Here is a 7,875-nt window from a genome sequence, read left to right on the forward strand (position 1 = left end):
TTCCTCACAATCTGGTATCGAATCTATTACAGAATGGGTCGACAGGACTTTTACCCATAAATGGTTCCTGACCAGTTATTTTTTTTACGACAGCTTGAATTGATTCAGGGTTTCCGGTGTAGGCATTGATCATTGTTGAAATATCTGGAAGATCAAAAAGATGATATGGATTACACATGGAAATAAATAGTGTTGGAATAGAACGCATGAACCAAGGAGCGTCAGCGGCCATTAAATGAATCCAATCAATTCTGGTAGTAGTTTGATTACTGGCAGTTTCAATGTTGGCGACGTAAATTGCTAAATCAAATTTATCTTTTAAGTCTTGGACGCCTTCCTCAAAAACTTCGTGGAAATCAAGGTTCTGACGATCGAATAATGAAACTTTAAATCCTTGATGCTCTAATTGCTTTTTGAAAAGTGAAGTTACGTGTCCACCTTCCTTAAAACCACCGTCATCGTTATCACCTAAAACGACTAGACGAACGCGGGGATATTTTTTGCTGTTGACGGGAAGAATTTTATCGCGGTCTTTAACTAATGTAATGGCATTTTTGGCTAAATCTTCAGTCAACTCTTTATGTTCATCAGATTTTAAATTGATCTGTTCAGGAATAACACGGCTGAAGTTGCCATCAGTATTCATGATGCCTTGAGCCAGTTTGGTGCCAAAGATACGTCGGATAGCTTCATCAACACGATCCATTGAGACAGTGCCATTGTTAACGGCGTCGGTTAAGAATTTGTAGTCTTCATCGATATTTTTATTAAAGAGAATCATATCGATACCAGCGTTGATCGTAGCAGGGATAGCTTCTGACCTAGGGAGAATCGAAGTGTAACCCAGCATTGGAGTGGCATCGGTAATAGTTAAACCGTTGAAATTTAATTCCTTATGTAGAAGACCATCGATTAATAGTTTGGAAGTTGAAGCGGCTCGTAAATCTTTATCCTCAATACCAGGATCTAATTTACGTTCCCAAGCCGGTTGCATAATATGGGCAATCATAATGGATGGAAGTCCATTTTTAATTAGGTGACGATATATTTGACCGTATGAATTCATCCAGTCATCGGTATTTAAAGAATTAACGGAACTAACCAAATGTTGGTCACGTTCATCAACGCCGTCACCAGGAAAATGTTTGGCTACAGGAATAACGTTGTTTTGTTCAAGACCCTTTATCTCGGCATCAACCATTTTGATAACACGACTTTTATCACTACCAAAGGTTCTCACGTTCATGATTGGATTACGGAAGTTTTGATCAAGGTCAACGATAGGGGAGAATGACATGTTATCTCCAACTTGTGCGGCTTCATATCCAGAAATATCACCTAAATTAAAGGCTTGTTTAGCATCATCAGTTGCAGCGACTGACATAGGACGTCCAAACCAGGTTCCATCATTCAAGAGGCCATTACCACCAGCTTCAAGATTAGCAGCGATAAACATTGGAACTGAGGTAGATTTTTGAGCCATAGCGACTTCGTGTTTGATTTTTTTAGAGGTGTCAGGACGATACATCATCCCACCAGGATGATACTTATTAATGAATTCGGAGATATTTACATTGTCCTCATCTTGACCAATAACAAAGAATAATTGACCGATTTTTTCATTAAGAGACATATTTTTTAGTTGTTTCTCTACAAAAGAGATTTGTTCTGTTGAAAGGTTATATGGTGTTTTTGTTAAATCTAACATAAGATTCCTCCGTGCTTAATTGATTTAATTAAAGTGTAAGCCCTTAGATTAATCTCAACTATTGTCAAATGATATTCTAATTATGTTCATTTCCCACATTTGATAAATAGGATATAATGTCCATAAATAGAGGGTGATAGTAATGGATAAAAGTACCTTAGATATTTTGAGAACTAATAATTCGCCAAGATCTTTTTCAAGCGTACTGGATAGACTTGAAAAAGAAGGACAAGTAATCACGCCAACGGTCAATGTTAACGGGGAATCGGTCTATCAGTTCTTTGATACTTATTCCGAAAGTTTACAATTAAACAATAATTCGATTTCTATTTCTGAACAACCAGTAGAATCTGATATCCCCTATCATTATCATAATTATGTTGAAATGATGGTTCCTTTACGAGGAGGATGTACGGTGATTATGAAGAATAAGCCGATACATCTGAAACAAGATGATGTTTTGATTATTGGGAATCACTCGATTCATAAAGTTGATCCGATTGGTCCTGACGATATTGTTGTAAATATATCCCTACGTGATACAGCCTTTTCATTGAATGAATTAAATGCGCTACTTCAAAATAATAGTCATACCAATATCTCGGGGATGCTCTTTTCATTGTTATCTGATAAAAATTATGGTGAGGGAAGATACAGTTTTTTCAAGACAAATCATAATAAGAAGATAAGCGAAACTATCTGGGAAATTATTGATGAGTATTATCATCCTGACAGTCAGTCAGAACAGATTATCCGTTTGGAAGTAATGGTTTTATTCTCAAGATTAATTCGAGAAGCCTATAATAACGTGGATATTGATTGGAAAGGCGACGATAAGAAGACAGCTAACTTATTATCACTATTACTTTATATCGAGAAGAATTATTCAGATATAACTTTGGATAAGATGGCCAAAGATTTTGGTTATAATTCAAACTATTTGTCATCATTCCTAAAAAAAGCTACTGGATTAACTTTTATTAAATTGGTACATTTACAAAGAATTAATGTAGCTGCAGAATATTTAACCTATACTGAAGCACCCATAGAGAAAATTTCTTTTAAAGTTGGATATGAGAATCCGTCATACTTTTATAAGATATTTAAGAACACATTGAATGTTTCCCCAGATATTTATCGGAAGAAAGCCCGTTCTAATGCACAATGATTGTTATGACTTAGATTGATTATATAAAGATAAGAAAATAGGACATCTGTGAAATGAACATAGTTTAACTTAAATTTGAATATGGCTGAATGAGGCCGAACAGAATATGATTAGAAATGTAAAGAAATGAAAGCGTAAACATATTCTGGAGGCTGTTTTATGAATAAGAAAAAGATTCCATTAATTCTTGGTATTTTAAGTATGAATTTATTATTGATGTCAACATCAGCAGCTAGTGCTGCAATTGCTGCTATCGCAAAATCGTTCCCGAGTGAACCGATTTCTAAAGTACAAATGATTGGTTCAATTGCACAACTAGGTCAGTTAATCGCAACGGTTGTATTCAGTTATTTGGCATTTAAATTAACGCGTAAGAACCTTGGTATCTTAGCTGTTGCCATTGTTGGTGTATTTGGTTTAATTCCGGCCTTTTATGGTGGTAGTTTAAATATTATTTTGGCATGTATGGTCTTAGTTGGATTTGGTGCTGGAATTATTAGTAACGTTAGTCCCGTTCTTCTTCAAAATAATTTCGAAGGTGAGGAACGTGCCACAGCCATGGGTTGGGCAGTTGGTGCTAATAATATTGGTATGATGCTTTTCACAGCTATCGGTGGTCTTTTAGGTGGAGCTGATTGGCATAATCTGTTCTGGATCTATGGTTTATCTATTGTAGTTATTGTAATGATATTTTTCTTAGTACCACAAGATGTTAAATTATCGAAAGTTAACGATGGATCATCTAAAAAGAACAATTTGAAATCAATCTTAGGTGCAATGAATGGTCATGTATATTTGGTACTTGGTATCACTTTTGTGACATCATTATGTATGATGTTGTTCATGACTAATCAATCGATCGTCTTATCATCACAAGGTAAGGGGACAGCATATGTAGCTATGGTTACAGCTATTGGTAATGTTGGTGGTATTATCACGGCGGTATTTATTAAGTACATTCGTAAATTCACTAAAACAAATACTATTGCTTGGGGGTTCATTGCCTTCATGTTGTCATTTGTATTGATCCTATTTACGAATAATATTGCCCTTCATATTGTTGGAAACATGTTCTCAGGTGTTGGAATTGTACTAGTTAATGCCACACTTCCATACGAATTATCAATTTTAACTAATGAAAAACAATTTACCGTCGCAATTGCTATGAATACTTTCATTTCATCAATTGCGGGAATGTTTGCTCCTGTAATTATTTCATTGGTTCATATTTCAGCGGGTGATGGATCATTCGTAACTGGTATTATCTTGTCAGCATTAATGTTCATTCTCCTATTTATCAGTAAATTTGGTAAGAGAGTTGAAAAAGTTGGTTCTGTTAATGCCACAGTCTAAAATAACGAATAATTTAAGTAAAAATGGATTATTCTATGTTAGTAGATTAGCAACGGTATTTTCGATTTTGATGTATGTTTCCTATATTCCCCAAATTATGAATAATTTAAGTGGCGTTAAAGGAAATCCGTTACAACCATTATGTGCAGCCTTGAACAGTATACTTTGGGTTTCATATGGAATATTAAAACCGAAGAAAGATTGGCCAGTTATAATAGCAAATCTTCCAGGAATTGTTTTAGGTTTAATTACATTTATAACAGCACTTTAAAAAAACTTGTCTAATAGACAGGTTCTTTTTTTATGTTATCTGTTAGTATTTTTAGTAGAGTGTATTAACAAAGGAGACAATCAATTATGGAGCATCCCAAAATCAATGAGGACTATTTAGAAACTGGTTCATTTTTCGATATCTTTAACGAAGAGGATTTTCTACTAACTAATAAGGATTTGAAGAATGATTTTGTAGAAAATCAAAACATCAGTCATCCAATCATTGAACAGACAGTTTTGGACCATGTATCTTTTAGTGGCTGTAATTTTAATAAATTGGAGTTAACTGATGTAATTTTTAAAGGCTGCGATTTATCAAATTGTGTTTTTGATGAGGCCAGTATTTATCGCGTTGAATTTCAAAATTGTAAGATGATGGGAACTGATTTTGATAGTTCATATTTGAATAATGTGATTTTTAACAACTGTTTGTTGGATTTGGCTAACCTGAATAAACTCAATTTAAAAGTTGTTCAATTCAACGATAGTAGTTTAAAGGATGTTAGTTTTAACGAAAATAAACTGAATAAAATTAATTTTAAAAACTGTGAATTAGATAAGATGAATCTTTTAGGGACTAAATTAAGAGGACTTGACTTAAGCAGTTGTCATTTTGAATCGATTGATATTGATCAGGATTTGGCTCGAGGTTTAAAAGTTAATAGTGAACAAGCAGCTTTTTTAGCCCGTTATTTCCTTGGTATAACAGTAATCTATTAGGGGGTGGGACAAAACACATTTAGTTTTCGAGCGCCAACGAGAATACCTCATCAATCCGTACTTTGAATTGATGAGGTATTCTTTGTACTGCAAGTTTAAAGTTAAAAACAGTTATGTTTTCCCTAACACTTAATTCTTATAGTTGACAAATGTAGACTTTGATAATATGATGGTTTTTGTAGATTACAAGTGTAAACGTGAATTGAGGAGAAAAAATATGACAAAAATTATAGTGTTATTAGTAGGATTAGCAGTTATTGGTTTTATTCTATGGTGGTTTTTCGGTAAACATCAAGTGGCTCAAGCTACAGCGGATGTAACTGACAATAACCAAACAGTTGATATTGAGGTTAAGGGTGGTTATTCACCAGAAGTAGTTACTTTAAAGAAAGGTGTTCCAGCGACTATCAATTTTACTAGAAAAGATGCATCAAGTTGTTTGGATCGAGTAGTCTTTTCAGATTTTGGTATCAATAAAGAATTACCACAAAATGAACAACAATCAGTTAAAATCGATACAACTAAACCTGGAGAATTCCAATGGGCTTGTGGTATGGATATGTTCCATGGCAAGTTGATTATTAAATAGGGGGCATTAATGATGACAATTACAAAACGTTTCTGGATTTCACTGATTTTCTCATTTCCAATGTTACTTGGAATGGTTATGATGCCCTTTGGTTGGATGGTACCAGGTGGTGCCTGGACGCAATTAATTTTAACAACCATCGTTATGGCAGTTTCAGCTCGACCATTCTTGCAAAGTGCGTGGGCATCTTTTCAAAAGCATCATTCTAATATGGATACTTTAGTTGCAATCGGTACTGCCACGGCCTATTTTTACAGTGTTTACGCTATGTTCACTAATCAGGCAGTCTTTTTTGAAAGTGCAGCTTTCGTAGTAACTTTCGTGTTACTTGGACAAGTGTTTGAAGAAAGAATGCGTAACAATGCTTCAAATGCGATTGAAAAGTTAGTTGATCTACAAGCCAAAGAGGCCGAAGTTTTACGTGATGGTCAATTGGTTAAAATTCCACTTTCTGACGTCGTCGCTGGCGATATCATCAAAGTAAAACCAGGTCAAAAAGTGGCTGTTGATGGTGTCATTACTGATGGTAATTCAACAGTTGATGAATCGATGGTGACTGGTGAAAGTATGCCAGTTGATAAAGTGGTTGGCGACAAAGTTATTGGTTCTACCATCAATAATACGGGTACCTTCATGTTCCGAGCCGAAAAAGTTGGAAATGAAACGATGTTGTCACAAATTGTTGAATTAGTTAAAAAAGCTCAAAATAGTCATGCTCCAATTCAAAAATTAACTGATAAAATATCGGAAATCTTTGTACCAATAGTATTAATTCTTTCAATTACAACATTCTTAGTTTGGTACGTTTTCCTTGGCGCTACATTGGCCAATGCGTTGATCTTTGCAGTTTCTGTAGTCGTCATTGCTTGTCCATGTGCCTTAGGATTAGCAACACCAACTGCCTTGATGGTTGGAACTGGTCGTGGTGCCAAAATGGGTATCTTGATCAAGAATGGTGAAGTTTTGGAAGAAGTTAGTGATGTTAAAACAGTTGTCTTTGATAAAACTGGAACTATTACTAACGGTAAACCAGAAGTTACCGACATTATCGGTGATGAACAACAAATTCTAGCTATCGCTGCTGGATTGGAAGAATCATCTGAACATCCTTTGGCTACAGCTATTTTGGATCGTGCCAAAGAGTTGAAAATTACTCCTGCTACCACAAATAATTTCCAAGCAATTGAGGGTAAAGGTGTTCAAGCAATAGTTGACAACCACGAGGCCTTTGTGGGAAATGATAAGCTGTTAGCTGATGTTAAAATTACCAAAGCTATGGAACAACAAATGATTCAATTACAAAACGCTGCTAAAACAGTTGTTTTTGTCGGCATGAATCAAAAAATTATCGGCTTGATTGCAATCCAAGATGCTCCGAAAGAAACTTCTAAAGCAGCAATTGCTACTTTAAGAGCAAGAGGATTGAGAACTGTTATGTTAACTGGTGATAATATTCGAGTGGCTCAAGCAATAGCCAAGCAAGTTGGGATTGATGAAGTTATCGCCGATGTTTTGCCAGGTGATAAAGCTGATCATGTTCAGGCATTACAAAAAGAAAGTAAAGTTGCCTTTGTGGGTGATGGAATCAACGACGCCCCAGCTCTGACCATGGCTGATGTCGGAATTGCCATGGGTTCAGGAACTGATATTGCGATTGAATCCGGAGGAATCGTCCTAGTTAAAAATGATCTTCGTGATGTTGCTAAAGCTTTAGAGTTGAGTAAAAAGACCTTTAACCGAATCAAGCTCAACTTGTTCTGGGCCTTTATCTACAATGTTCTGGGAATTCCAGTCGCCGCCGGATTGTTTTTCACAATTGGTTTGACACTTAGTCCCGAATTAGCTGGATTGGCGATGGCCTTTAGTTCTCTATCAGTTGTCACAAGTTCAGTTTTACTTAATAAGGCTAAAATTTCCACCGATGGTAAAATTGCATAAAAAACCTGCAACATAAGTTTTCACTTAAAACAAAAAGCTGTGGTAATCTGAACAACGGTTTTTACTCATGATTTGTTAAAGTATAAATTAACGAAGTTATTATTACACTGCCGTCTTCCATAAAAA

7 protein-coding genes are annotated in these 7,875 nt (G+C 35.3%); 6 read left to right on the top strand and 1 reads right to left on the bottom strand.

Annotated features, from left to right (window positions below; translation table 11 throughout):
• Window positions 1-4 precede the first annotated feature (4 nt).
• Entirely contained in the window at window positions 5-1,708 is a 1,704-nt protein-coding gene (locus IV57_RS08835; protein WP_057881161.1) for a glycoside hydrolase family 3 protein, read from the bottom strand.
• Window positions 1,709-1,850: 142 nt separating this feature from the next.
• On the opposite strand from IV57_RS08835, the gene IV57_RS08840 reads away from it, so the two are divergent.
• From IV57_RS08840 to IV57_RS08865, 6 genes are all read left to right on the top strand, one after another.
• Window positions 1,851-2,876 carry an AraC family transcriptional regulator gene (locus IV57_RS08840; protein ID WP_057881162.1) on the top strand — a complete coding sequence of 342 codons (1,026 nt, stop codon included), beginning with the start codon at window positions 1,851-1,853 and terminating at the stop codon, window positions 2,874-2,876.
• Window positions 2,877-3,035: 159 nt separating this feature from the next.
• The gene (locus IV57_RS08845) at window positions 3,036-4,229 is read left to right on the top strand and encodes an MFS transporter (protein ID WP_057881163.1); all 1,194 of its coding nucleotides are present in this window, start codon (window positions 3,036-3,038) and stop codon (window positions 4,227-4,229) included.
• Window positions 4,216-4,500 carry a SemiSWEET family transporter gene (locus IV57_RS08850; protein WP_057881167.1) on the top strand — a complete coding sequence of 95 codons (285 nt, stop codon included), beginning with the start codon at window positions 4,216-4,218 and terminating at the stop codon, window positions 4,498-4,500. The genes IV57_RS08845 and IV57_RS08850 overlap by 14 nt, the downstream gene beginning before the upstream one ends.
• A gap of 86 nt (window positions 4,501-4,586) precedes the next feature.
• Window positions 4,587-5,222 (top strand): pentapeptide repeat-containing protein, encoded by a 636-nt coding sequence (locus IV57_RS08855; protein WP_057881164.1) that lies wholly within the window; start codon window positions 4,587-4,589, stop codon window positions 5,220-5,222.
• Window positions 5,223-5,439: 217 nt separating this feature from the next.
• Window positions 5,440-5,811 (top strand): cupredoxin domain-containing protein, encoded by a 372-nt coding sequence (locus IV57_RS08860; RefSeq protein WP_057881165.1) that lies wholly within the window; start codon window positions 5,440-5,442, stop codon window positions 5,809-5,811.
• 12 nt (window positions 5,812-5,823) lie between these two features.
• Window positions 5,824-7,749, top strand: coding sequence for a copper-translocating P-type ATPase (locus IV57_RS08865; protein WP_083488943.1), 1,926 nt, complete (start codon window positions 5,824-5,826; stop codon window positions 7,747-7,749).
• Window positions 7,750-7,875 lie beyond the last annotated feature (126 nt).

The organism is Companilactobacillus kimchiensis, from assembly GCF_001438805.1.
GTDB lineage: Bacteria > Bacillota > Bacilli > Lactobacillales > Lactobacillaceae > Companilactobacillus > Companilactobacillus kimchiensis.

What these genes read in the sequence shown, in the direction of transcription:
- IV57_RS08840 (WP_057881162.1), top strand. Translation starts at nt 1,851, where the DNA reads ATGGATAAAAGTACCTTAGATATTTTGAGAACTAATAATTCGCCAAGA.
- IV57_RS08850 (WP_057881167.1), top strand. Translation starts at nt 4,216, where the DNA reads ATGCCACAGTCTAAAATAACGAATAATTTAAGTAAAAATGGATTATTC.
- IV57_RS08860 (WP_057881165.1), top strand. Translation starts at nt 5,440, where the DNA reads ATGACAAAAATTATAGTGTTATTAGTAGGATTAGCAGTTATTGGTTTT.
- IV57_RS08865 (WP_083488943.1), top strand. Translation starts at nt 5,824, where the DNA reads ATGACAATTACAAAACGTTTCTGGATTTCACTGATTTTCTCATTTCCA.
- IV57_RS08835 (WP_057881161.1), bottom strand. Translation starts at nt 1,708, where the DNA reads ATGTTAGATTTAACAAAAACACCATATAACCTTTCAACAGAACAAATC.
- IV57_RS08855 (WP_057881164.1), top strand. Translation starts at nt 4,587, where the DNA reads ATGGAGCATCCCAAAATCAATGAGGACTATTTAGAAACTGGTTCATTT.
- IV57_RS08845 (WP_057881163.1), top strand. Translation starts at nt 3,036, where the DNA reads ATGAATAAGAAAAAGATTCCATTAATTCTTGGTATTTTAAGTATGAAT.